We start from the raw sequence: 23,578 nt of genomic DNA, 5'->3' as shown, positions 1-23,578 counted from the left end.
TACTCGAGGGGCGGAGAACCATGGTGGCGAGTTCTGGCACGGGGCAGCGCACCGCGGCGCGCGCGCCCAAGAGCCGTGGCGTCGGCACGGTCGCGGAGCCGGAGTTACGGCAGCTGCTGGTGGGCCTCACGGCGGTCAGGGACGGCGACTTCGGCACCCATCTGCCGACCGACCGGGACGGCCTCCTGGGGGAGATCGCCACGGTCTTCAACGGCATGGTCGACCAACTGTCGCTGTTCACCTCCGAGGTGACCCGGGTCGCCCGGGAAGTGGGCACCGAGGGCCGTCTCGGCGGTCAGGCCGCGGTGCCCGGGGTGGACGGCACCTGGAAGGACCTCACCGACTCGGTCAACGCCATGGCGGGCAATCTGACCACGCAGGTGCGCGACATCGCCCAGGTCGCCACGGCGGTGGCCAAGGGCGATCTCTCGCAGAAGATCACGGTCGTGGCCCGGGGCGAGATCCACGAGCTGAAGAACACCATCAACACGATGGTGGACGAACTGTCCTCGTTCGCGGCCGAGGTCACGCGGGTGGCCCGCGAGGTCGGCACCGAGGGCATCCTGGGCGGCCAGGCCCAGGTGCCGGGCGTCGGCGGCACCTGGCGCGACCTGACCGACTCGGTCAACTCCATGGCGGGCAACCTCACCGCCCAGGTGCGGTCGATCGCGCGCGTGGCCACCGCGGTGGCACAGGGCGATCTCACGCGCAAGATCGACGTCGATGCGCGGGGCGAGATCCTGGAGCTGAAGACCACGATCAACACGATGGTGGACCAGCTGTCCTCGTTCGCCGCCGAAGTCACCCGCGTGGCCCGGGACGTCGGCACCGAGGGCCGCCTCGGCGGCCAGGCCGATGTCCAGGGCGTCTCGGGCACCTGGAAGGACCTCACCGAGTCGGTCAATGTGATGGGCGACAACCTCACCGCCCAGGTGCGGTCCATCGCCGAGGTCACCACCGCCGTGGCGCAGGGCGATCTGTCGCAGAAGATCCGGGTGGACGCGCGGGGCGAGATCCTGGAGCTGAAGGAGACCATCAACACGATGGTCGATCAGCTGTCCGCCTTCGCCGACGAGGTGACGCGGGTGGCCCGCGAGGTCGGCACCGAGGGCAACCTCGGCGGCCAGGCCACCGTCCGGGGCGTCTCGGGCACCTGGAAGGACCTGACCGACAACGTCAACGTCATGGCGTCCAACCTCACCAGTCAGGTGCGGTCCATCGCCCAGGTGGCGACGGCGGTGGCCCGCGGCGACCTCTCGCAGAAGATCACCGTCGAGGCCAAGGGGGAGGTGGCCGCGCTCGCCGGGGTCATCAACACCATGGTGACCACCCTGTCGGCGTTCGCGGACGAGGTGACGCGGGTGGCTCGCGAGGTCGGCACCGAGGGGATCCTCGGCGGTCAGGCGCAGGTGCCCCATGTGGCGGGCACCTGGAAGGACCTCACCGACAACGTCAACTCCATGGCGAACAACCTGACCAACCAGGTCCGCAACATCGCCCAGGTCACCACCGCGGTGGCGCAGGGCGATCTCACGCGCAAGATCGATGTGGACGCGCGGGGCGAGATCCTGGAGCTGAAGACCACGATCAACACGATGGTGGACCAGCTGTCCTCGTTCGCCGCCGAAGTCACCCGCGTGGCCCGCGAGGTGGGCAGCGAAGGGCGGCTCGGTGGCCAGGCCGAGGTCGAGGGCGTCTCCGGGACCTGGAAGCGGCTGACCGAGAACGTCAACGAGCTGGCCGGAAACCTGACCCGTCAGGTCCGGGCCATCGCCGGGGTCACCAGCGCCGTGGCCGAGGGCGATATGACGCGCTCCATCACGGTGGACGCCTCCGGCGAGGTCGCCGAACTCAAGGACAACATCAACGCCATGGTGGAGTCCCTGCGCGAGACCACCCGGACCAACCAGGAGCAGGACTGGCTCAAGACCAACCTCGCCCTCATCTCCGGGCTGATGCAGGGCCAGCGCGATCTGACGGTCGTCGCCGACCTGGTCATGGACCGGCTGACCCCGCTGGTCGGCGCCCAGTACGGTGGCTTCTACCTCGCCCACGACGCCCCGGGCGGGGTGGAACTGCGGCTGCTCGGCTCGTACGGACTGCCCGTCGCGGACGCCGGGGACCGGCCGGTGCGGTTCCGGCTCGGTGAGTCGCTGGTCGGGCAGGCGGCCCGCAGCCGCCGCACCATCGCCATCGAGCAGCTTCCGCCCGGCTACGTCACCGTCTCCTCGGGGCTCGGCGCGGCCGAGGCGTCCAGCCTCCTCGTCCTGCCCATCGTGGTCGAGGAGCAGATCCTCGGCGTCATCGAGGTGGCCTCGGTCAGCCGGTTCACCCAGGTCCACCGGGACTTCCTGGACCAGCTCATGGAGACCGTCGGCGTCAACGTCAACACCATCGTGGCCAACGCCAGGACCGATGAGCTGCTGGAGGAGTCCCAGCGGCTGACCGCCGAACTCCGGGCGCGCACCCAGGAGTTGCAGGTACGCCAGGACGAACTGCAGAACTCCAACGCCGAACTGGAGGACAAGGCCGCCCTGCTGGCCGCGCAGAACCGCGACATCGAGACCAAGACCCGGGAGATCGAGCAGGCGCGCCAGGAGCTGGAGGAACGGGCCCGGCAGCTCACCCTGGCCTCCAAGTACAAGTCGGAGTTCCTGGCCAATATGAGCCATGAGCTGCGCACTCCGCTCAACAGCCTGCTGATCCTCGCCCAGCTCCTGGCGCAGAACCCGGCCCGGAACCTCACCGCCAAACAGGTGGAGTACGCGGGCGTCATCCACTCGGCGGGCTCCGATCTGCTGCAGCTGATCGACGACATCCTGGATCTGTCCAAGGTCGAGGCCGGGAAGATGGACGTCGAGCCCGAGCGGGTGCCGCTGCGGCGGCTGCTCGACTACGTGGAGGCCACGTTCCGGCCGATGACAGCCCAGAAGGGCCTCGACTTCCGCATCAGCGTCTCGCCCGCCGTCCCCGCCGAACTCGTCACGGACGACTCGCGGATGCGCCAGGTGCTGCGCAATCTGCTCTCCAACGCGGTCAAGTTCACCGAAACCGGCTCCGTGGAGCTGCGCATCGCGCCCGCCGCGGAATCCGATCTGCCCCGGGAGGTGCGCGGCCAGGGGCCCGCCCTCGCGTTCCGGGTGGTGGACACCGGGATAGGCATCGCCGAGCAGCAGCTCGAAGCCATCTTCGCCGCGTTCCAGCAGGCGGACGGCACCACGAGCCGCAAGTACGGCGGCACCGGGCTCGGCCTGTCCATCAGCCGGGAGATCGCCCAGCTGCTGGGCGGGGCGGTGCACGCCGCCAGCACGCTCGGCGAGGGCAGCACCTTCACCTTCTACCTGCCCGTCGGCAGGTTCTCCCTCCCCGGCCTGGTGTCGCGGGGCGCGGACGGGCCGGAGCGCTCCCCGGCGTCGCAGGCCACCGGTGTGCGGGAGCAGCGACGGGTGCTGGTGGTCGAGGAGCGGCCGCACGGGCTGCTGTCGCTCCTGGTCGAGAGCGCCGTGGTCGAGATCGGGGCCGGTGGAGCGGCCGCCGACACGGTGCGGGTGCGGACCGTGGCCGATCCACGGGAGGCCGCGGCGGCGCTCGCCGACGAGCCGTGCCACTGCGTCGTCCTCGGCCTCGACATGCCCGACGAGGCCGCCCTGCGCTTCCTCGACGAGCTGGACCGCGTACCGGCCGCCCGGCAGGTGCCGGTCCTGGCCCACCACACCCGGCGGCCGGACCCCCGGTCGAACCGACGGCTCACCGACCGCTTCCAGGGCGAGCGGTGGGAGCTGCTGCCGACCCTGGACGAGCTGCGCGAGCGCGTCGTCCTGTATCTGACGGCCGACCGGCCCATCGATGTCCCGCCGTTGACGCCGTCCACCCGCTCCGTGCTGGACGTCCCCGTGCCCGTGCCCGCGACCGGCGGCGCGGACGGCGACCTCGCCGGGCGGGGGGTGCTGATCGTGGACGACGACGCCCGTAACGTCTACGCGCTCACCGGCATCCTGGAGCTGTACGGCATGCGCGTCCTGCACGCCGAGAACGGGCGCATGGGGCTGGAGATGCTGTCCCGCCACTCGATGGTCGAGCTGCTGCTGATGGACATCATGATGCCCGAGATGGACGGCTACGCCGCCACCGCGGCCATCAGAGCCATGCCCGAGTACGCCGACCTGCCGATCATCGCGGTGACCGCCAAGGCCATGGCGGGCGACCGGGAACAGACGCTGGCCGCCGGGGCCAACGACTACATCACCAAGCCCCTGGACGCCGATGAGCTGGTGGCCTGCGTGCGCCGCTGGCTGAACCGGTGAGCGGGCACGAACGGCGTCTGGCCGCCCTGGCGGCCACGGTCGAGCGGCTGCGCGGCGAACTCACCACGGCACAGCAGGCCGCGGACGCGCGAGCCCTGATCGGCATCGCCACCGGCATCCTGGTCGAACGCGGCCACGGCGGTCCGACGCGGGCCGCCCGCCATCTGGAGGAGCTGGCCGAGGCCGCCGGGCTGCCCCTTCTGGAGCTGGCCGCCGACGTGGTCGACGGAGCCGCCGGGGACACGGTCGCCCGGGCCCTGTCCGGTGCGGTGCGGGGACCCGGCGGCGGACACCGCAGCCCGCCGGACGTCCTCCGGGTGCGGGCGGCCGAGGCCAGTTCGCTCACCGGCGACCCCCAGACGGTGGTGGACACGCTGATCGAGCAGGTGCTCGCCCCACTCGGTGTGAGCGCGGTGGCGCTGTGGGCCGTGGTGTCCGGCGGCGCGCTGGCCCTCGCCGGACACGCGGGCTTTCCGCCCGGCGAGGCCGAGCGGTGGCGGTTCGTCCCGCCGGGCCTGGGGGTGCCCGCCCAGCGCGCCGTGACCGAACGGCGGACGCAGTGGTGCGCGGCGATGCCCGCCGACGCGGCCGCCATCGGGCGGCGCCACGGCGCCGACGGCGCCCGTGCCGTACTCCCGGCCGAGCTGGGCGGCCGGGTCCTCGGCGCGCTCGAGGTGTGCTGGCCCCATCCGCGGCCCCCGCTGTCCGCCCCGGTCAGCCGTCAGTTGAACGCACTGGCCGAGCTGTGCGCCCACGCCCTGCCCGGTACGGAGGAGAGGGCGACCGGGACCACCGAGGACCCGGCGCTCCCGGCCGGTCCCGCGCGGGATCTCGCCGATGGGCTGCTCGACCCGGTGCTGATCCTGCGCCCGGTGCTCGACGACCAGGACCAGGTGACGGACTTCGCCATCGCCTACGTCAACGAGCGCTTCGCCGACCCCGCCGGGCGGCCACGCGCCATGATCACGGGCATGCGGCTGCTGACGGCGTACCCCCTGATGGCCTGCGACGGCGGTCTGTACGAACACGTGCTGCGCGTCCACACCACGGGCGAGCCGTTCCGCGCGGAACGGCTCGCCCTGCGGGTCCTGGTCGACGATGTGTCCCTGACCGGGCTCATCACCGTGGGCATCGGCCGCCACGGGGACGCGGTGCTGCTGAGCTGGCGGCTGGAGGACGAGGCGGCACGGATGTCCGCGCTGCTCGAACACGTCCAGCGGCTCGGCCGGATCGGTGGCTTCCAGGAGGACGCGGTCAGCGGCGAGATCCTGTGGAACACACATCTGTTCTCGCTCTTCGGCCTCCCGCCCACCGCGTCCCCCGTGCCGGTGGAGCGGCTGCACAACCACGCCCACCCCGATGACTCCGTGGCCATCGGCCGCTTCCTGCGCACGTTGTTGCACCACCGGCACTCCGCCTCGACCGCGTTCCGGCTCCAGCCGGCCGACGGAGTCGTCCGCCATATCCGGGTCGTCGCGGAGCCGGTGACCGATCCGGCCGGGAACCTGCTCGCGGTGCGCGGGGCCTACCAGGACTTCTCCAGCCAGCACTGGACGGAGGTGGCGCTCGCGGCCACGCGGGACCGGCTCGCCGACACCGAGCAGCACGCCGAGGAACGCAACCGGCTCGCCCTCCAGTTGCAGCGGGCCATCATGCCCTCGTCCCACGCCCCGGTCGATATCGCGGGACTGCATGTGGCGGTGCGCTACCGCCCGGCCGAGGAGGGACATCTGGTGGGTGGCGACTGGTACGACGCCGTCGTCCTGCCCCACAAGAAGGTGCTGCTGGCGGTCGGCGATGTGGCAGGACACGGCATCGAGGCGGCGACGGGCATGGTGGTCCTGCGCAACGCGCTGCGCGGTCTCGCCGTGACGGGAGCGGGACCGGCGCGACTGCTGGGCTGGCTGAACACGGTGACCCACCATCTCACCGAACAGGTCACGGCCACCGTGGTCTGCGGCGTCTACGATCCGCAGAACCGCGTGTTGGAGTGGGCGCGGGCAGGCCATCCGCCACCGGTCCTGATCCACGAGAGCACCGCCGCCGCCCTGCCGCTGCCCGGCGGCATCCTGCTGGGCGCGGTCGCCGAGGCGGAGTACGAGGAGAGACGGCTCAGCCTGGTGCCCGGCGACCGGCTGCTGATGTACACCGACGGGCTGATCGAACGCCGGGACCGGTCCGTGGAGAAGTCTCTCGAACAGCTCCTGGCCACCGTCGGCGCCGCCACCCGGGGACTGGGCGAGCACCTCGATGTCCTGCTGACGCACGCGCGCTCCGACACCGACGACGACACCTGCCTCATCGGTATCGACGTGGGCTGAGGCGACGCCGTCGGCGCGTCCTGCAGGGCCAGGCCGATGCCGATGCGTTTTCTTAGATCAGTGCATCGCCGGTCCGGGCCACACCGCGGAGGCGTCGTCGCGGCCGGGATCCGGGAGGTGGACGGGGCGGACGGGGATGGTGCGGGTGCGTCCTTCCGCGACCGCCGTCCAGGGGGCGGGGTGGCCCGAGTAGCACAGGGTGGTCAGGACGAAGACGCCGTCGGCGTAGACCTCGACGTACTCGCCGACGGTGAGAATCCGCAGGGTTGTGGCGGGTTCGGTCAGGACGGTCTCGCCCAGCGGTACGCCTGCGGGGCCGGTGATCCAGAGGTTCTCGCCGTCGCAGCCGACGACCAGGGCGGGGCCGTCCTCGCCGGTGCGCAGGGTGATCTCCACGCGCCCGGAGACATCGATGTCACCGACGGCGTGCGGCGCCGGGTCCGTCGTCTCCTCCAGCAGCCAGGCGTCCAGGCCGGGCCACCACTCCAGGCGGGGTGCCGAACCTTCCTGTGTGACAAGGGACTTGGGCTGGGCCAGCATGCCGCGGCAGGGTTCGCCGAAGTCGGTGAGGCCGACCCGGCGGGGGGTGGTGTGCAGGACGACGCGGGAGCCGTCGGGGGCGGCGATGACACGCGGGGCGTAGGAGCCGGTCGGGCCGAGCGGACCACGGCGGGTCCACGGTCCCCGCAGCCGGGGCGCGGTCCACGCCTCGAACCCGCGGGTCGCGCCGATCGAGCCGATCAGCAGCCAGCTTCCGTCGTCGAGGCGTTCGAGGACCGGGCACTCCAACTCGTCCACGTCGCCGGGTGAGATGAGCGGCGGGTGGACTGTCCAGTGCTCCAGGTCGTCCGACGTCGCCCACGCGACACAGCCGCTGACCTCGACGGGCAGCGACGCGTCGGCGGCGCAGACGACCATGACCCAGCCGTCCGACGCGTCGTCACGTACGACGAACGGGTCGCGCCATCCCATGCGTTCACCGGTGCGGTACCAGCGGGAGTCCGCCTCGACGACCGGCCCGGTGCCGTGGCGGCGCCAGCCGGTGCCGTCGGTGCGGTCGGAGTACGCGAGACCGATGGACTGGAGCGGCCAGCCGCCTTCCGTCAGTCCGCTCACGCCCGTGTAGAACATCGCCATTCCGCCGCCGGAGCCGTGCCGGACGGGATGCATGGTCCACACCGCCTGCTGGTCGAAGCGTCCGGGCAGCCCATTGCCGAAGGCGGTGCTCTCGGGCCGCCAGCCGACCAGGTCGCTGGAGGTGGCCCGGCCGTACGAGGTCTCCATCCTCAGGTGGTCGAACTCGCTTGTCCACGGGCCCTGAAGGTGCAGCACCGCGTAGGTGCCGTCGTCGTCGCGGAGCAGGGCGAAGTCGTTCACGCAGAGGCCGGGCGGGGCGTATCGCATGCGCAGTTCCTGTCGGCTCGCAGCGCTCAAACGCGTGCGCTGACCATGGAGTTCAAAGGTCTCGCTTAAGAATCGGCCCAAGTAAAACTCAACGCAAACGCTTGCGCAACAGTGAGGCCGGGCTTACGGTCTCGTCACCCCCAGATCACACCGATGTGAAACAGACGGGAGAAATAGCGCTGTGAGCGTCAGCATCACCGATGTCGCCCGCGCCGCCGGAGTCTCGGCGTCCACCGTGTCCCGCGCGCTGCGCGGCCAGCCGGGTGTCTCCGGCGAGGTCGCGGCGCAGATCACGGCAGTCGCCGCACGGCTCGGCTATACGGCGTCCCGTTCGGCGTCCAGCCTGGCCAGCGGGCGCACCTTCACCATCGGGGTGGTGGTGCCGTACGTGGGCCGCTGGTTCTTCGGCACCGTGCTGGACGCGGCCGAGCACGTGTTCAGCGCCGCCGGGTACGACGTCCTGCTGTACAACCTGGGCTCGCCGGAGACACGCAAGCGCTTCTTCACCAAGATGCCGGTCCGCAAGCGGGTTGACGCCGTGTTGTCGCTGCTCATCCCCGACGAGGAGGAGTCGGCCGCGCTGCGTCTCCTCGGGGTGCCGCTGGCCACTACGGTCGGCGGCGCCCGGCCCGGCTTCACCGTGGTCGGCATCGACGACCGGGCCGGGACGGAGAGCGCCGTCCGGCATCTGGTGAACCTCGGCCACCGCCGGATCGGCATGATCAGCGGGTCGAGCGGCCCGCAGCACTGGACCACGCCCATCACGCGCCGTCAGGCGTACCTGGACGTGCTTGCCGACGCCGGGATAGCGCACGACCCGGCGCTGGAGGCGGACGGCGACTACACCGTCGAGGGCGGCGAGCGGGCCATGACCGAACTGCTCGCCGCCTCCCGGCCGCCGACCGCCGTGTTCGCGCAGTCCGACGAGATGGCGATGGGCGCCCTGCGCGCCCTGCGGCGGCACCGGCTGACGGTGCCGGACGACGTGTCCGTCGTCGGCTTCGACGATCACGAACTCGCCGACGTGGTCGGGCTGACGACCGTGGCCCAGCCGGTCGCCGGGCAGGGCGCCGAGGCCGCCCGGCTGCTGCTGCGGCAGCTCGACGAGCCGGACGCCGGGCAGCCCGGACATGTGCGGATGCCCATCCGTCTCGTCCTGCGCGAGACCACCGCCCCGCCGCGCCCGCGCGGACCCCAGTGACCCCGGCTCCGCCGCCGGGCCCGAAGTCCCACAACCCCACGCCGGAACGCACCCGAGCACCACGGACCCTCGCACCGCACCGGAGGCACGAACCATGAGCGCGACCAACAGAAGGTACCGCCGCACCGCCTGTACGGGCGTGGCCCTCGTCCTGCCCCTCGCGGCGCTGGCCGCCTGCGGCGGCGGCAGCGGCGCCGACGTATCCGCGGAGGCGGGCAGCGGCAAGGGCACCATCAGCGTCTGGGCCCACCAGGGGCAGAAGAACGAGGACACCGCCCTGCGGGCCGCGGTGACGTCCTTCAACTCCTCCCAGCGCAAGATCAAGGTCGAGCTGAAGCTCATACCCGGCAACGACTACACCAAGACCATCACCGCCACGGACGCCTCCAAGCTTCCGGACGTGATGGAGTTCGACGGCCCGACCATGGCGAACTTCGTCTACAACAAGAAGCTCGCCCCCATCGACTCCTACGTTTCCGCGAAGACGATGTCCAACGCCACCGACGCGGGCAAGGCACAGGGCGAGATCGGCGGCACCCACTACGGGCTGGGCATGTACGACGCCGGGCTCGGCGTCTACGGCAACAAGAAGCTGCTGGACGCGGCCGGGGTGAAGTACCCGAAGAGCCTGTCCGACAACTGGACCGCCGCCGAGTTCACGGCCGCGCTCAAGGCGCTCAAGGGCAAGGACTCCGACGGCAAGGTCGTCGACCTCCAGGAGAACAGCGGCTACGCCAACGAGTGGGGCACCTTCGGTTTCGCGCCGATCGTCTGGTCGGCGGGCGGCTCCCTGCTGAAGGACGGCAAGGCGGAGGGCGCCCTGGACACCCCCGCCGCGGTGTCGGCGATGAAGACCCTCCAGTCCTGGAAGCCGTACACCGACCCCAACACCGACGGCAACGCCTTCGCCAAGGGCCGCGTCGCGCTGAGCTGGGTCGGCCACTGGATGTACCCCGCCTACAGCAAGGCCCTCGGCAGCGACCTCGTCGTGCTGCCGCTGCCCGACTTCGGCAACGGCCCCAAGACCGGCCAGGGCTCGTGGGCCTGGGGCATCGGCGCGAACTCCAAGAACGCCAAGGCGGCCGGGACCTTCCTCGACACCCTGCTGAACGACACCAACGTCACCGCGATGACGAAGGCCAACGGCGCCCCGCCCGCCACCAAGTCCGCGCTGGCCAAGAGTGAGCTGTACCAGCGGGGCGGCCCGCTCCAGCTCTTCGCCGACCAGCTCGCCAAGCCCTGCGGCGACAGCGACGCCACCACGTCCTGCGTCGCCGTGACCCGCCCGGTCACCGCCGGATACCCCACGGTCACCGCCAAGTTCAGCGACGCCCTGAACTCGATCTACGGCGGCGCCGACCCGAAGAGCGCCCTGGAGAAGGCCGCCCGCGCCATCGACCGGGACTTCTCCGACAACGCCGGTTACAAGATCCCGTAGTCCCGTCATCCCGTAGGACGCTTCGGCCGGGACGGGACCGCTCACGACGCGCAGGACGCGTACGGCGGCAGGCCCGTCCCGGCCGGGAACAGGACACCCCTGTGAAGACCGTGGAACCCGCGCCCGACGCGCCCGCCGCGCCATCGAGGAGGGAGCAAAGCCCGCCCGTGAACTCCGTGAAGCGCTCGCGGCCGGTGCGCGAGAACCGGGACTGGGCGCACGGACTGCTCATGTCCACGCCCGCCGTCGCCGGACTCATCGCCTTCGTCGGCGTCCCGTTCGGCTACGCCGTCGTCCTCTCCTTCTACAACGTGCGCCTCGGCTCCCCGATGGAGCCCACCTTCTTCGGGATCGAGCAGTACCGGCGTCTGTTCACCGACCCGGACCTGTCCGGCCCGTTCCTGCGGGCCCTGCTCAACAACCTCACCTTCGCCGGGGTCGTCGTACCGCTCCAGACGGGTCTGGCGCTGGCCCTGGCCATCCTGCTCAACCGCAAGCTGAAGGCGATCGGTCTGTTCCGATCGCTGTTCTTCATGCCGGTCGTCTTCCCCATGACCCTGGTCGCCGTGATCTGGCGGCTCATCCTCGCCCGCAGCGACCAGGGCCTGCTCAACTCCGCGCTGCACACGGTGAGTTTCGGCAACTGGGGCGCCTTCGACTGGCTCGGCGACACCGCCACCGCGATGGCCTCGATCATCGTGCTGTCGGTGTGGCAGGGCGTCGGCTTCCAGATGGTCATCCTGCTCGCCGGGCTCCAGCAGATCCCCGGCGAGCTGTACGAGGCCGCCGAACTCGACCGGGCCACCCGGTGGCAGCAGTTCCGCCATGTCACCCTGCCCGGCATCCGCGGCACCCTCGTCTTCGTCGCCATGCTGACCTCCGTGCTGTCCTTCCGGGTCTTCGACCAGGTCTACGTCCTCATCCATGGCGGAGGCCTCGACGAGGACGCCACCCGCACGGTCATGTACCAGGCCGTCACTACCGCCTTCGACCAGAACAACATCGGCCAGGCGTCCGCGATCACCGTCGTCTTCTTCCTGATCGTCGTCGCCCTGACCCTCATCCAGCGCCGCGTCGTCCGGCCCGACACCGAGGACTGACCCACGATGGCCACGACCCGCGCGCCCCTGCGCCGTTTCGCCGACTACGCCGTCCTCAGTGTCCTGGCGTTCATCTTCGTGCTGCCCGTCCTGTACCTGCTCCTGGGCAGCCTCAAGCCCTCGGACGAGGTGCTGAACGGCCTGAACGGCTTCCTCCCCACCCACCTGTCCTTCGACAACTACGCGACCGTCCTGGACGCCCTCAACTCCGACAGCACCGGCTACTTCTGGCGCTTCATGGGCATCTCGCTGCTCGTCGCGTTCGTGGTCGTGACCGGCGGCCTCTTCGTCAACTCGATGGCCGCGTACGGCATGTCACGGCTGAAGTGGCGCGGCCGGGAGGCCGTCTTCACGCTCGTGCTGCTGCTGATGCTCGTCCCGTTCGAGTCGGTGGCCGTGCCGCTCTTCTACATGTTCAACGACCAGCGCGACACCCTCGCCATCCAGGCGGTCCCGTTCATCGCCAACGCCTTCTCGATCTACCAGTTCCACACGTTCTTCCGCTCGATCCCGCCGAGCATCGAGGAGGCGGCCCGGCTGGACGGCGCGGGCCCCTGGCGCACGTTCTTCGCGGTCATCGTGCCGATGTCGAAGCCGGTGTTCGCCTCGGTCGCGATCCTCACCTTCCTCACCCAGTGGGGCTCCTTCCTGTGGCCGGTCCTGATGGTCTCCGACCCCTCCGTCCGCCCCCTCCCCCTGGAAATGAGCGTCTTCCAAGGCCAGCAACCCCCGGACTGGGGCCAGATCCTCGCCTTCGGTGTCCTCCTCGTCCTGCCCGTCCTGATCGTCTTCGCCTTCTTCCAGCGCTGGTTCGTCCAAGGCGTCGCCAGCTCCGCCGTCAAGGGCTGATCACTGACCTGTGGACGCTCCGCCACAGCCACCGCGTGCTGGACAGCGGCCGGGCCGCGGACTGCCGCGAGATCCTCACGCTGTACCCGCAACCGGCCGGCACCGGCGGCCCGCTGCGCATCGTCTTCGCCGAGGGGCCGGGCCGGTACGTCCCGGGCGGGTTCCCGCTGGGCTCCGGGGACGTGGGATACGTCCGGGGCGGCCCCCTGAACCTGCACGAACCGGGCGCCGTCCGGGCCCTGCTCGACCCGGCGGATGCGAGGGTCAGCTGACGGCGGTCGCCGGGTTCTCCAGGACCGCGCTCACGACGACGCCGAAGAGGCGATCGGCGCGTGGCGTGAGCGCGGGTTGATCCCCGAGCCAGGCGAGCATGGCCACCAGCGCGAACAGATCGTCGCCATCGATGTCGCTCCGCGCCACGCCCGCGGCCTGGGCGCGGGTGAGGAGCCGGGCACCGGCCGCGCGCAGGGTGACGCACGAGGCGTGGAGCGCGGATTCGGGGTCCTCGATGGCGGCTGCCATCAGCACGGTCACGCCCCGGTACTCGGTTGTCCACGCGACGCAGTCGCGCAGCCACGACACGAGAGCGTCTTCGGGTGAGCTGGACGTCTCCAGCCTGCCCGCCTTCGCCGTCAGGTCGTCGAAGCTCGTACGGAGCAGGGCGTCGAGCAACGCCTCGCGCGTCGGGAAGTGCCGCAGCAGCGTCGCGAGCCCGACATCGGCCCTGCGCGCGATGTCGCGCAGCGACACGTCGGCGCCCTGCTCGGTGATGGCGGTGCCCGCTACGGCGAGCAGGTGGTCGCGGTTCTTCCTGGCGTCGGCCCGCATCTGTCCCTCTTGACTATCCGGATCAGTGGTCCATATATTCGGATCAGTGATCCGTTTATGTGGATCGCTGATCCGAATCAGCGTATCCCGCAGCACGAGCAGGAGAAGAACGATGCCGACCCACACGATGAGGGCGATCCGGCTGCATGAGCACGGCGGCCCCGAGGTGCTGCGTGACGACGAGGCGCCGATGCCCGAGCCGGGGCCGGGTGAGGTGCTCGTCCGCGTCCACGCGGTCGGCGTCAACCCTCCGGACTGGTACCTGCGCGGCGGGCTGACCACCATGCCCGGCGAGCCGGACGCGACGGTCAGCCTGCCGGTGATTCCGGGGACGGACATCTCGGGCGTCGTCGAGGCCGTCGCCACCGATGTGGACGGCTTCTCGGTCGGCGACGAAGTCTTCGGCCTGCTGCGTTTCCCCAGCTTCGACGGCCGCGCCTACGCCGAGTACGTGGCCGCGCCCGCGTCGGACCTCGCGCACAAGCCGGTCGGCATCGACCATGTGCACGCCGCCGGTGCGCCCATGGCCGGGCTGACGGCGTGGCAGTTCCTGATCGAGGCCGGACACGATCACCCCTCGCCCTTCCAGCCGACGCCGCATCGCCCGGTGGCGCTCGACGCCGACACCACGGTGCTCGTCAACGGAGCCGCGGGCGGCGTGGGGCACTTCGCGCTGCAGCTGGCGAAGTGGAAGGGCGCGCGGGTCATCGCGGTGGCATCGGGCGCGCACGAGTCGTTCCTGCGTGCCCTCGGCGCCGACCAGTTCATCGACTACACCACGAGCCGTCCCGAAGAACTCGTACGCGGTGCCGACCTCGTTCTCGACACCGTCGGCGGCCCCCGCAGCGGTCGCTTCCCGCGCACGCTCAAGCGTGGCGGCGCCCTGTTCCAGGTGTTCCCCGGGGACTTCGACGCCGAGGAGACCGCGAAGCGGGGCGTCACGGTCTCGATCGCCCAGGTCCGCTCGAACGGCGCGCAACTCGCTGAACTGGGACGCCTGCTCGACGCGGGCACGCTACGCGTCGCGATCGACAGCACGTTCCCGCTCGCGGATGCCCGGGCGGCGCACGAGCGGGCCGCCCGGGGGCACATCCAGGGCAAGATCGTGCTCACGGTCGCTTAGGGGCCGGGCCGCTCGCCCGGGAAAGTCAGGGGTAGGGGACCGGGGCGTAGACGCGCCGGAAGTGGCGTCTGGGGGAGATGCGCGTCGTGGGGGTGGTCCGGGCGCCGACGCGCTTCAGGATGCTGTCGCGGGCGGCCTTCAGATCGGGGAGCAGACCGTCGAGGGACCGCAGATCGGCGAGGGCCGCGACCAGCAGATCGGCGGTGTGGCCCGCCCCGCAGCGCCGGCCCGCGAGCACCGCGCCGACGATGGAGTCCCGTTGCAGGGACAGCCAGCGCGCGGCCGACTCCTCGTCCTCGAAGACGGGGGACGGGCAGCCGGACCTCGACGACGACGGGCGGGTGGTGCCGGGCCGCTGGCCAGGGGTGATCTGCTCGCACGCCCGGCCGTACCAGCGCAGCAGTTCGCGGAGCGCGGCGGTGCGGTCGGCCGGTGCCTCCTCCGCTTCGGCCACCTCCCGGGCCAGCGCCCGCACCAAGTCGTTGAGGTAGTAGCGGCCGGGGTTCGGGGAGGTCAGCAGCCGGGCGTCGACCAGCAGTTCCAGGGTGTCCTGAGCCTGGTGGACCGGGCAGTTCAGCATGGCCGCCACCGACTCGGGCGTGACCTCGGCCGCGCCCAGGACACCGAGGGCGCGGAAGGCCGCGTCGGGGGCCGGGGCCGCCGGATGGCAGACGTGGGAGGCGCGGGTGCGCAGGGCCGCGTACTCGGTGCGCAGACCGGCGCGTACCGAGAGATCGCCCACCCGCAGCTCGTCCAGTAATCGGCCGGACGAGGTGAGCCGTTCGGCCAGGTCGTCCAGGGACCACTGCTCCCGCGCCAGACAGCGCGCCCCGGCGATACGGATCGCCAGCGGCAGCCCGGCGCAGACGGAGGCGATGCGCTGGGCGGCGAGCGGTTCCTCCCGCACCCGGTGGTGGCCGACGATGCCGCCCAGCAGTTCCACCGAGGCGTCCTCGGGGAGCGGGCTCACCGTCACGGTGTACGCCCCCTCCAGATCCGCGAGATGGTTGCGGCTGGTGATGATCAGCCGACTGCCGCCCCGTCCCGGAATGAGGTGGCGGACCTGGGCGGCGTCCCGGGCGTCGTCGAGGACGACGAGCATCTCGCGATCGGCGATCAGCGACCGGTACAGACAGGCCCGTTCGTCCAGACCGGACGGCACGGCCGACTGGGGCAGCCCCAGATCCGTGAGGAACCGGGCGAGTACGTCAGCGGGCGAGGCCGGACGGCCCGCGGCGTCCCGCAGACAGGCGTACAGCTCACCGTCCTTGAACGTGTCCCGCAGGCCATGGGCCAGATGCAACGACAGCGCGCTCTTGCCCACACCGGGCCCGCCGGTGAGCGCCACGATCACGGCGCTCCCGGGGTCCCGTGGCGGGGAGCACAGCACGGAACGGAGCGCCGCGGACTCATCTGCCCGCCCGACGAGGGCCGTGGGCGCGACGGGCAGCTGCGCGGGCCGTGGCCGGTCCCGGGACGGCCGGAACCCACTGGCGCGCTGGTCGGCGGACGGCTGCGGCTCGTCGTCCCGCAACACCCGCTGCTGCATGAGCCGCAGCTCGGGCCCGGGTTCGGTACCCAGCTGGTCGACCAGCAGCACACGGGTGCGCTGGAACACCTGGAGCGCCTCGGCCTGCTGCCCCGAGCGGGACAACGCCAGCATCAGCCGGGCCGCCATCGGCTCGTCCAGCGGGTTCTGCATCACCAGCCGCCACAACTCGGGAAGCATTCCGTTGTGCCGTCCGAGTTCCAGCTGGACATCGATCCACTGGGCGACGGTCTGCCTGCGCAGCTCCTGAAGATGCCGCGCCTCGACGTCGCACAGGGTGGCGGAGGGGATGTCCAGCAGCGGTTCGTCCCGCCACAGCGACAGCGCCCGGTTCAGCTCATCGGCCCCGGTGGCCAGGTCGCCGGAGGCGATGGCGGCCTCGCCCGCACGGCGGTGCGCGGTGAACCGGCCGAGGTCGCTTTCGTGCTCGTCCAGTTCGATGAGGTATCCCGGAGAACGCGTGACAATCCTGCGGCCCACGTCGTCGCCGAGTACGTTTCTCAGCCGCATCACATAGGTGCGCAGGGTGGCCGAGGCGCTGGAGGGCGGAACTCCGTCCCAGAGAAAGTGTGAGAGCCGGTCGATGGACACCACATGGTTGGCATTCAGGAGCAACGCGGCAAGGAGGATACGTTGCCGGGACGCGGGAACGGTCAACTGCCGGGCCTCACAGGTGATGGTGAGAGGACCGAGAAGGGCGAAGTCCACAACTATCCATTCCGAGGTCGGGTAGTGCGGAGTCCTGGACCTGCCGCCTGACGACGCTCATAACGATGTTGGCGTCAAAACCTTAGGCCAAAGATCACGAGGAAACACCGGCAGAAGACCTAGTGTGGGCGCCCGGGACGTCTCAGTAATCCCCTCACCAACCCCCTACTCAGCAATAAGTGGACGAGGCGAGGGCCCGCAGGGGAACTCGCCGATGTCTGCCGAGGAGTGCGGTGGTGAGGCGGTAGGCGTCCACGAAGCCCCGGCCGCCGGTGTTCCCCCGCAGGAACGTCTCCGTGTCCGGCGCCTCCGGCGCATCGTCCCGGGCGAGCAGTTTCTCCGCGCGGTCGATGAATTCCCGCAGCAGTTCCATGCGGAAGGACTGATCGCTGCCCTTGCCGAGCGACGCGATGAAGTACAGGCGCATGCCGAGACGGACGGCCTCCGTGGTTCCGTAGCCGCCCAGTTCGTCCGCGAGTCCGGCGGCCGTGTGCATGCGGTCCACTCCATGGCGGCTGGACCGCACGACGCCGTCGAGCGGAACTCTGCTGAGGCAGAGTCGATGCGTTTTGGCGCCGAGCGCGCCGAAGACCTTCTGCAGCAGGATGTAGTCCTCGGTCAGCTCGCGGTCGTGGACGAGGACGATCTCGTCGTACTCCTCGGCCATCGGCACCAGATCGCGCAGGGCGCAGCCCAGGTAGTTGGGGTGTCCGGTGGCCGAGGTGATGGGGCGCAGCGGCAGGCCCTGGGCGGTGGCATCGAGATAGACGGGGCCCTTGTCGCAGCGGGTGTCCAGGCACAGACCGCGCTTGGAGAGGTAGTCGACCACCTCCTCCATGCCCATCCGGGGCGGCATTCTCCGGGTGATGCCCGGGTCGTGCAGGCCCAGCCAGTCGTAGTGGCCGCGCCAGATGTCCAGGACACGGCGGCTCACCGGATGGGTCCACCCGGTGTCCTCGACCGCGCGGACGTAGGGCTGGAGCGCCGCGTCCGGTGGCGGCGACGGCTGGGTCTGGAAGGCGGTGTAGAGGCTGCCGACGTCGTCCTCCGTGCACCGGGACGGGTCGATGTCCGGGCAGGCGCGGTCCAGGTACTCCCAGAAACCCGCGGTCTGGCGGGTGATGTTGAAGGTGGTGTGGCTGTAGAGATAGTCGACGTCGGTCAGCAACCGCGTGGCGCGGAACATGGCGTCCACCCACAGCAGGCCCTTGAGGTGGCTGAGGCCCAGCGCCTTGGTGGGGGTCACGGTGACCGGAGCGATCAGCACCCTGGGCCGGTGCGGGGTACCGTCCGTCATCGCTGTGCGCCCGTCGCGGAGGCGGCGAAGCCCTCGGCGGCCGCTCGGGCGAACGCCAGCACCGTGGACGAGGCCCGCTCGGTGACCCACACCAGGCAGACGGGGGCGGGGTCCAGGTCGGTGATCGGTACGTAGACGACGCCGGGGTGGCTGACCGCGCGCATGGAGGCGATGGTGGGATGGACGGCCCGGCCCTCGGCGATCGCGGCGAACATGTCCGGTATCGAGTCGGCGGTACATCGCCGGTGGAGCGGTCGTCCCTGGGCCGATACGCGCGGGACGAGCTGATCGTAGACGTCGGGCGGAAACGCCCCCGGACGCTGGAACATGTCGTAGTCCGCGAGGTCGTCACTGGTCACCGAGGCCCGGGAGGCGAGCGGGTGATCGGCGGCCACCGCGACGATGCGCTCTTCGGTGTAGAGCACGGGACCGGTGGTCAGATCCGGCTCGTCGACACGGAAGCGCGTGATCATCACGTCTGCCTCGCCCGCGCGCAGCTTGCCGTACGGATCCGAGATGAGCGCTTCCGAGACGGTCACCGGGTGCCGGTGCCCGGCCTCTTCCGCCGAGGCGAGGATCTTCTCCACCGCGTCGGGGGACCCCGGATACACCAGCCGGAGAGGGCTGTCCGGGACAGTGTCTTCCATGGTCTCGGCGATGGTGGCGAGCAGCTGCGCGCGATAGGGGCCGAGCGGCCGCAGCGGGCCGAGTTCCTCGCAGGCCCGGAGCACCCTCAGACGCAGGTCGGCCGGGGTGAGCGAGGACTCGGTGGGCGGCAACGACATCTGCAGCCGTGCCAGATGACGCCAGACCACCGGGTCCCTGGTGGCGGCGGCGGAGACCTGCGCGAGGGTCAGACCGCCCGGCTCGGTCTCCGGCGGGGTGATGCCGTGAACGGCCCGGTTCCACAGGGCCAGTCGCTCGGCGTCGGTACGGACCGACTGCGCGAACCAGGGCCGGAAGTGTGCTTCGGCCGCCACGGCCGCCTCCCGGCTCTGCTCCTCGCCGACCTCCGGATACCGGCCGAGGACGTCTGCCAGCGCGTAGGCGTGTGACAGGCCCAGGGCGACGCCGCGCCCGTACAGCGGGTTGGTCACGCAGGCCGCGTCGCCGACCCGGAACAGCCCGTGCACCGGCTGCTGGCCGGGGTCCACGGCCGCGCCGCGCAGGACGTTGTCGGGCGACGGCATGACCCGGACACCGGAGATCGGCTCGGCGACACCCGGCTCCAGCCAGGGCTGGAAGAACGGATTGGCGGCCGCCGCGGCGTGGAAGACGGAATCCTCGCGCAGGGCACGCAGCGCCTCGTCGTCGGGGAGCACACCGTAGGTGATGCTGAAGGTGTTGTTGTCGCCCGGGTGCAGGAAGGCCGCATAGCCGTCCCAGACCGCCCCGGCCGCGTTGTCGCGGTTGAGAGGGCCGGGGAACTCGTCGGTCCGCAGCCGGTAGAAGCGGGCGTAGGCGGTCATGCGCGAGCGGTGTACGACATCCTCGGGCTGGGGCACGCCCTCCTTGGCCAGCCACGTGCCGGAGAGGGAGCGCCGTCCCGTCGCGTCGATGACGAGGCCGGCGGGCAGGGGCGCGCCGGTCCCCGTCCGTACGCCGGTCACCCGGCGCGGTGCGTCGCCGCTGCCGTCGGTCAGCACGAGGCCCTGGACGGCCACGCCGGTGCGCAGCGTGATCCCGGGGCGCCGGGCGGTCTCCCGGCGGAGCACCAGCTCGAACGTACGGCGTCGGCAGGCGAGGACGGTGAGTTCATCGTCCCGCAGCTTCTCCGCACCGGCGTCGGTGACCGCGTCCGTACCGGCGTCGGTGTCGGCGCCGCTCGGCCGAGGCATGCTGCCACCGAGCCGCAGCGCCTTGGCACCGGCGTCGATGAGCGCGGCGTAGATGTCGGGCGCCCGGTCCGCCAGCAGGTTGACGCCCCGGGAGGTGAAGGCGTGGGACTGGAGGCCCTGCGGGACGCCGGGACGGTCCCAGCCGTGGTGCGCCTCGTCCGGGTCGGCGGGGAGCGGGCCGGGGTCCTTCTCCAGGACCGTGACGTCGTATCCCAGATCGCTCAGCGCGAGCGCGGCGGCGCACCCGGAGATGCTGCCGCCGATGACGACTGCGTGGGTCATGGTCACTTCCGCCGTCCGTTGACGAGGAACACCCGCTCGACGTCGGGCACATGGCGCGGGTGGACGGGGTCGGGCCACCGTCCGTAGTGCGCGGATTCCTCGCCGGGCTGCACCGCCTCGCCCTCGAAGCCGTATTCGGCGAGGAGCGCTTCCGGCTCGTCGTGCCCGTACAGCCAGGGGCAGCCCCAGCGTTCGAAGACCTCCAGCAGCGGCTTGACCGCCGGGGCGGTGAGGGCGGTGGCGCTGACCAGGTCCGCGGCCATCAGGCTGCCGGGCGCGGTCAGGTCCGCGACCCGGGAGAGCAGCCGCCGGGTGTGCTCCTCGGGAATGTAGTACAGCAGCCCTTCGAGCAGCCACAGGGAGGGCTGGTCCGGGCGGTAGCCGGCCGCGATGAGGGCCTCGGACCAGTCCTCGCCGAGCAGGTCGGCGCCGATCAGGTGGCGGGTGACGTGCTCGTGCACCGGTACGTCGCCGAGGGCCGACTCCTTGGCCGCCAGGACGTTCGCACGGTCCAGCTCGAACAGCTCGATCGGCCGGGGCCAGGGCAGCCGGTAGGCGCGGGTGTCCATGCCCGCGGCCGCCATCACCACCTGGGGGTAGTCGCCGTCCTTCACTTGGGCGAGCAGATAGTCGTCGAAGTACCGGGTCCGGATCGCGTTGTAGTCGAAGGTGCTCGGCACCTTCTGGTCGGGCTCGGTGCGGTTGGGCCAGGTCGCGTCGGAGACCTGGCCGAACAGGTCGGCCCCGACGGTGCCCGCGAGCCGGGCGGCGAAGGGGTCCTCGTACAGCCGGTCCGGCCGCTTGGTCTCCTTGGCGCGCAGGGCCGTCGTCAGCAGGGACGTCCGGGCGACCGCGTCGAATGGTTCCATGGTGGGTTGCTCCTTACAGGAGGGAATGTGAGGGAGAGAGCCAGCGGGTTCGGAACGATTCAGTTGGCGAGCAGGCGCTGCCAGGCCGCGTCGTCGTTCTGGAAGACCCGGTCCTTGACCTGGGCCGGGCGGGTTCCGGCGGCGACCCGGTGCTGCCAGTCGCGGGCGAACGCGTCCGGGGCCACGCGGTGGATCTCGGGGGCGGCCAGCCGGGCCGTCGTACGCGCCGACCGGTAGCCGGGGGCGGCGGCGCTGAGCGCCGTGTCGAGGGCGCGTTCCAGGGCGGCGGTCTCCTGGTCCGCCCAGGGGAGGAACGGCTCCAGGGCGAAGGCGTACCGCGGTGTGGTGCTCCCGGTCCCGGTGGCGCCGACCACCCGGCAGGTGGCGTTGCGTACCTCAAGGCCGGTGGCCGCGAGCGCCGTGCGCAGGGCGGTCACCACATGGGACTCGCGCAGGCGCTCGCCGACGGCGTCGGAGAGGGTGCGCCGCCCCGCGTACTCGACCCTCGGGACGTCCCCGACCCGGTCGACCACCCGCACCACATCGCCGAGCGCGTACCGGTACAGGCCGCCGACATGGCTGATGACGGCGTGGTATTCACGGCCGGTCTCCAGCTCGTGGAACAGCTGGGTGGCGGAATCGGGCCGCAGGTCCTCGTCGGCGTCGACGAACTCCAGCAGCCCGCCGGTGATCGCCGGTGATCCGGCGGTCAGATGGCGGTCGAGCGCTACGGCCACGAAGCCCTCCGACGCCGCCACCGGGGCGGGCAGGGCGGTGACCCGGGGGCCGAACGCCTCCCGCAGCCGGGGCAGATAGAGCGAGGCCAGGCCGGTGGTCCAGCAGAACAGCAGCTGCATGCGGGGCCACACGTGGGTGGGCAGCAGCCCTCCCGCGCGCTCCGCCGCTCGCTCCAGCAGCCGGGCGCGGCCGGGGTCGGGGGTGCCGCCGGGGTGTCCGTCGACCGTGCCGTCGTGCAGGTCCTTGACCAGCCGGGGCCACCACTGGACGAGTTGGTGCGGCAGCGCGGCGACCATCGCCGGGTTGATGCCGATGACGCACCGTACGTCATGCTCGATCGCGGCGCGCAGCCTCACATAGCCGCGCTGCAGATGATCGGCGGGATCCACGAATTCCGGCAGGGTCCCCCAGGGCGCACGGCTGCCGGGCTCCGCTGCGAGCGGTTCGCCGAAGGCCTGGCCGAAATCGACCTGGCTGGCTCCCAGATGGGGCTGGCCGGAACGGGTCGCACCGATCGCGGGGGCAGGGTCGTGTTTGAGGTTGAGCGTGGCGTCGGGCCGCTGAACCGCCTCCGGGAAGTGCTCGACGAAGTTGGCCCACGCCGCGTAGTAGAAGGGGAAGAAGGACGTGCGCATGAACTGCCGGGTGATCGGGATCTGTTTGCTCTCCCCGGTGCTGCCGCTGCTCTTGAAGAAGACCACGGCGGGATCCGCGCTGAGGACGTTCTGCCGCCCGGCGGCGGCCGACTCGATCCAGGGGGCGAGCGCCGCGTAGTCGGCGATGGGCACCGCCGCGCGGTATTCGTCCACGCTGCGGCAGCGGGCGAACCCGTGCGCCTTTCCGAATTCGGTGTCGGCGTTCTCGCGCAGCATGGCGCCCAGCGCCTCGTCCTGCGATCGCCGCGCGTTGTCCAGCGCGGCCCGCAGCCGGTCCCGCTCGTCCAGGACCCTGCTCCGGTAGGCGGAGAATGTCCCGCCGTCCGTGCCGCCATTCACCGCGTCGTTCATCTCGGCCCGGTCAGCCATGTGCACCGTCCATTATCGCCTGTTCCACGAGATCCACGGATTTCTCGACGCAGTCGGACTGCCCGAGGGTGGTGACGTTCAGCCCGGCCACCTCTTTTCGCATCGCGTCGGCCAAATCGGCCTGAAAGGAGGTGAAGGATTCCTCGGTGGGCTTTTCGCCGTAGCACTCCATCAGGTTCGCGTCCGCGCCCCAGCCGCTGCGTTCCCAGGCGACGGCGGGCGCCACATCGAGGTAGACGACCTGATCGGGCTGTGGGAAGGTCCGCCACCAGGAGAAGAGCGACGGATTTCCGTAGCCGAGCAGGGAGCATTTCGCCAGGAGTTTGAAGTAGTAGGAGTCCACGATCACCGGCCGGTCCGGCGGGGCCTGCGCCACCCGGTCCCGCAGGTGCACCGCCGCGATCTGCACCAGGGTGAGAAAGAGATCCGGGGAGTAGCGTCCGGCGGGCGCCCGCAGCGCTTCGGTGAGGAATTCGTCGCGCACCCTGCCGACGAGCGAGTACGCCGGGTCGAGCAATGTCTTGTCGTACGAGGCCACCGTCCAGGTTCCCCGCTCGGCGAGGCGCTCCAGCACCGAGGACTTTCCGGAGTAGTCGGGCCCCAGCAGAACCGTGAACCGCGGGTCGGCCATGTGTAATTCCTTTGGTCGTCCACCTGGATTCACCGAGTATCCATAGGAGGTGTATCGCCTCGATAGCGCGGCG

Annotated in this window: 16 protein-coding genes; 8 read left to right on the top strand and 8 right to left on the bottom strand. The window is 71.1% G+C overall.

Features of this window, described 5'->3' with window-relative positions; translation table 11 throughout:
* Positions 1–20: 20 nt before the first annotated feature.
* Both ACWC5C_RS35825 and ACWC5C_RS35820 read left to right on the top strand, forming a co-directional pair.
* Complete coding sequence (locus ACWC5C_RS35825) at positions 21–4,304, top strand: HAMP domain-containing protein (protein ID WP_450882469.1); 4,284 nt, start codon at positions 21–23, stop codon at positions 4,302–4,304.
* A complete protein-coding gene (locus ACWC5C_RS35820; protein ID WP_450882467.1) occupies positions 4,301–6,625 on the top strand; it encodes a SpoIIE family protein phosphatase in 2,325 nt (774 codons plus the stop codon). Before ACWC5C_RS35825 ends, ACWC5C_RS35820 begins: the two co-directional genes overlap by 4 nt.
* Before the next feature lie 57 nt (positions 6,626–6,682).
* Here the strand turns inward: ACWC5C_RS35820 and ACWC5C_RS35815 are convergent, their stop codons facing one another.
* The gene (locus tag ACWC5C_RS35815; protein ID WP_450882466.1) at positions 6,683–8,029 is read right to left on the bottom strand and encodes a mucin-1; all 1,347 of its coding nucleotides are present in this window, start codon (positions 8,027–8,029) and stop codon (positions 6,683–6,685) included.
* 181 nt (positions 8,030–8,210) lie between these two features.
* Here ACWC5C_RS35815 and ACWC5C_RS35810 point away from each other — a divergent pair, with 181 nt between their 5' ends.
* The 5 genes from ACWC5C_RS35810 (at position 8,211) to ACWC5C_RS35790 (ending at position 12,889) form a co-directional block, all read left to right on the top strand.
* Entirely contained in the window at positions 8,211–9,230 is a 1,020-nt protein-coding gene (locus tag ACWC5C_RS35810) for a LacI family DNA-binding transcriptional regulator (RefSeq protein WP_450882465.1), read from the top strand.
* A 94-nt stretch (positions 9,231–9,324) separates the two neighbouring features.
* A complete protein-coding gene (locus ACWC5C_RS35805; protein ID WP_450882463.1) occupies positions 9,325–10,668 on the top strand; it encodes an ABC transporter substrate-binding protein in 1,344 nt (447 codons plus the stop codon).
* A 101-nt stretch (positions 10,669–10,769) separates the two neighbouring features.
* A complete protein-coding gene (locus ACWC5C_RS35800) occupies positions 10,770–11,768 on the top strand; it encodes a carbohydrate ABC transporter permease (protein WP_450882461.1) in 999 nt (332 codons plus the stop codon).
* Between the two features lie 6 nt (positions 11,769–11,774).
* The gene (locus tag ACWC5C_RS35795; protein WP_450882459.1) at positions 11,775–12,617 is read left to right on the top strand and encodes a carbohydrate ABC transporter permease; all 843 of its coding nucleotides are present in this window, start codon (positions 11,775–11,777) and stop codon (positions 12,615–12,617) included.
* A 35-nt stretch (positions 12,618–12,652) separates the two neighbouring features.
* Complete coding sequence (locus tag ACWC5C_RS35790) at positions 12,653–12,889, top strand: hypothetical protein (protein ID WP_450882457.1); 237 nt, start codon at positions 12,653–12,655, stop codon at positions 12,887–12,889.
* Here the strand turns inward: ACWC5C_RS35790 and ACWC5C_RS35785 are convergent.
* Complete coding sequence (locus ACWC5C_RS35785; RefSeq protein WP_450882455.1) at positions 12,882–13,445, bottom strand: TetR/AcrR family transcriptional regulator; 564 nt, start codon at positions 13,443–13,445, stop codon at positions 12,882–12,884. The genes ACWC5C_RS35790 and ACWC5C_RS35785 overlap by 8 nt on opposite strands.
* 112 nt (positions 13,446–13,557) lie before the next feature.
* Between ACWC5C_RS35785 and ACWC5C_RS35780 the strand changes: the two genes are divergently transcribed.
* Positions 13,558–14,568: an NADP-dependent oxidoreductase gene (locus ACWC5C_RS35780; protein ID WP_450882453.1), complete on the top strand. Its 1,011-nt coding sequence runs from the start codon at positions 13,558–13,560 to the stop codon at positions 14,566–14,568.
* Between the two features lie 25 nt (positions 14,569–14,593).
* On the opposite strand, the gene ACWC5C_RS35775 is transcribed toward ACWC5C_RS35780, so the two are convergent.
* The 6 genes from ACWC5C_RS35775 to ACWC5C_RS35750 all read right to left on the bottom strand — a co-directional run bounded on the left by ACWC5C_RS35775 (position 14,594) and on the right by ACWC5C_RS35750 (position 23,505).
* Positions 14,594–16,825 (bottom strand): BTAD domain-containing putative transcriptional regulator, encoded by a 2,232-nt coding sequence (locus tag ACWC5C_RS35775; RefSeq protein WP_450882451.1) that lies wholly within the window; start codon positions 16,823–16,825, stop codon positions 14,594–14,596.
* Positions 16,826–16,994: 169 nt separating this feature from the next.
* Positions 16,995–18,122 (bottom strand): hypothetical protein, encoded by a 1,128-nt coding sequence (locus ACWC5C_RS35770; protein ID WP_450882449.1) that lies wholly within the window; start codon positions 18,120–18,122, stop codon positions 16,995–16,997.
* Positions 18,119–20,242 (bottom strand): LysR substrate-binding domain-containing protein, encoded by a 2,124-nt coding sequence (locus tag ACWC5C_RS35765; protein WP_450882447.1) that lies wholly within the window; start codon positions 20,240–20,242, stop codon positions 18,119–18,121. The genes ACWC5C_RS35770 and ACWC5C_RS35765 overlap by 4 nt, the downstream gene beginning before the upstream one ends.
* Positions 20,243–20,244: 2 nt before the next feature.
* Positions 20,245–21,111, bottom strand: a complete 867-nt coding sequence (locus ACWC5C_RS35760; protein WP_450882445.1) for an SAM-dependent methyltransferase — start codon at positions 21,109–21,111, stop codon at positions 20,245–20,247.
* Between the two features lie 59 nt (positions 21,112–21,170).
* Positions 21,171–22,874: a GH3 family domain-containing protein gene (locus ACWC5C_RS35755; protein ID WP_450882443.1), complete on the bottom strand. Its 1,704-nt coding sequence runs from the start codon at positions 22,872–22,874 to the stop codon at positions 21,171–21,173.
* Positions 22,867–23,505 carry a hypothetical protein gene (locus ACWC5C_RS35750; protein ID WP_450882441.1) on the bottom strand — a complete coding sequence of 213 codons (639 nt, stop codon included), beginning with the start codon at positions 23,503–23,505 and terminating at the stop codon, positions 22,867–22,869. Before ACWC5C_RS35750 ends, ACWC5C_RS35755 begins: the two co-directional genes overlap by 8 nt.
* Between the last annotated feature and the right edge of the window lie 73 nt (positions 23,506–23,578).

It is taken from the genome of Streptomyces sp. NPDC001700, assembly GCF_053596435.1.
The sequence above is the reverse complement of the archived record's forward strand: the minus strand, read 5'-3'. Positions and strand labels throughout refer to the sequence as shown.